The sequence below is a fragment of the Mesorhizobium sp. P2_D1 genome, from assembly GCF_056404455.1.
The window spans coordinates 1-2004 of sequence record NZ_JBFUDZ010000124.1 but is presented as its reverse complement, the minus strand read 5'-3'; the positions used below and the strand labels follow the sequence as shown (position 1 = coordinate 2004).

The 2004-nt window shown below is 54.2% G+C and carries 1 protein-coding gene; it reads right to left on the bottom strand.

The genetic code is table 11. The annotated features are described in order from the left end of the window. Positions 1-2004, bottom strand: a 2004-nt coding sequence (locus tag AC1D0I_RS32430) for a hypothetical protein (RefSeq protein ID WP_477400157.1), incomplete at both ends; no start/stop codon positions are given.

Sequence of the window (2004 nt, the reverse complement as noted above, 5' to 3'; positions counted from 1 at the left end):
ACAATAGTCATTGGATAGGTTCGTCCTAATTCCAGCAGAAAGGGCGTCACGTAGGTAAGTGATGCCATCTCGACCTGTTGCCAGTCCGCCTTTCGACACAGCCTTTGCGCTTTCAATCGCTAGATCTGCCAAATGCTCTGCCGTCAAGGTTTCGATATTGGCCCCTATTGATGTGTAAAGGACTTTGTCGATCCCGTGGAATTGGTCGAGCTCTCTTACGAGGACGGATTTGTTCGTGGGATTGGCCGGTGGCCTATAAGTGCCCGTCGCATTGCGGGTTTCTCGTCGCCAGAGCATGTCTCGCGCCTGAGAAATGGTAACCTGGTTAGCTAAAACGAATATCACCGCCTTGACACATTCGCCATTTTCGACGGGGACCAAAGTTGGAGCATTCTTTCGTGAACTGCTCGACCGTGCAAACTCGACGGGGAATGGCGTCGCAACGTCCACGGATAGCTTCTTGGTGGCAGCCGCGCTGATTTCCGCTCCTGGATCAGTGATAAGTGATCCATATGCGAGGATACCAACAGAGCCCTTGGCTTCGACTTCAGGTGACATCTGAGCAACCCCGAGCGCGACACGCAGTGCGGTATGCGCTTTTCCGCAGGTACCCCACAAGTCGGCGTCAATATCTAGCAGACAATCGAGATGATTAGACAATACACGCGCTTCCTTTTCGGTCATGTCAGAAAATGAAAGCTCGGTAATCCATTCGCCCACAAAATTGCGCCAAGCGGCCGTGTCAGCAAACGCCGCTGCAGCAAACATGCCGATGCGAAAATACCCATCCGGCGCAGCCGCCGCCTTGGATCGCCTGCGAACCACCCTCGTAAGAGTGCGCAGTTCATTGGCAAGTTCCGTACTACGAGTAACGCCTGCGACAACCGCCAAACCGKCCAGAAGCGCAAAAGCTTGATCATCCTCGTCGCTCGCCCTTATCAGATATTTTGCCTGTCGAATGGCCTCGGCAGCTAGGGCAGCCGTCTCCGGTGCGACCTTAAAGACCAGTGATGTGTTCACCAGAGCGGTAAAGGCGTATGGATCGTTGGAAGCGCGCTTCAGCTGGCTTCTTACCGTCTCTAGCAAATCGTCCGGGGGTTCGGTCTGTGCTTCAGTCGCCCCTTCGATCGGACCCGGCAAAAAGGTAAAGGGGAACCTTACGTCAGCTTTTAGGCCGTTTCCATTCTCTTCGATCAAGAGCTCCCGGAGCCTGGAGCTATTGATTTTGTGCGCATTCGCGGCAGCCGCGCCAACCAGCCTGCCAGAAAACTCTGCCTTAAGCTGCTCGGGCTCCAGAAACTCAGGAAGCCATCGAGGCTCAGTCCGCAAGTCCACTAGGGTTTGAATATAGAAGTACTGGCCACGACCCCCTCCCTTCCATTCTCGCGTGGCATTCGTTTCAAGTCCCGACGCGATAAAGGCGCGCTCGATCAGTGACGCTTGTGCTATGACCCCCATTCTTCTCCAGAATGGCGGAGTGCTTCGAAATATTCCGGCGCGAGCGAGACTTCCATCCACAAAGCAGACAAGTGTTGTGAGCTGCCTCAGCCTTCCATCAGGATTCTTGGGCTGATCAGCTTTTATCTGCTCGGCGATAGATACTAGCGGGTTTTCCAGCTCAGGCAGATGCTCAAGCAGCCGAACGCCCCATTCAAACCCGCCTACCTGGGAGAAACGGTCGCCACTTTCGGCGAGCCATCCGAGCAGAGCCACTATGTCTTCATTGGAAGGCTTTAGCGAGACCAAGACGTCAGCCACCTTCGGATGAGACGAAAGAAGTAAGACGTCTTTCAGACCCTCTACACCGCTTTGCTCATACCGTTGCGCCGCATGGGCTAGCGCTCCCTCCCGAAAGTAGTCTAGTGCTCCTGCTTCCGTCGTTCGCTTGCCAACAAGCCGCTCATAGTATCGACGCTCAGTTGGTACTAGTGTTGAGATCGGTGTTTCACCTCGTGAAACACCTGCTTGAATGTTATCGAAGACAACTTCTGGAAGGAGCATCAA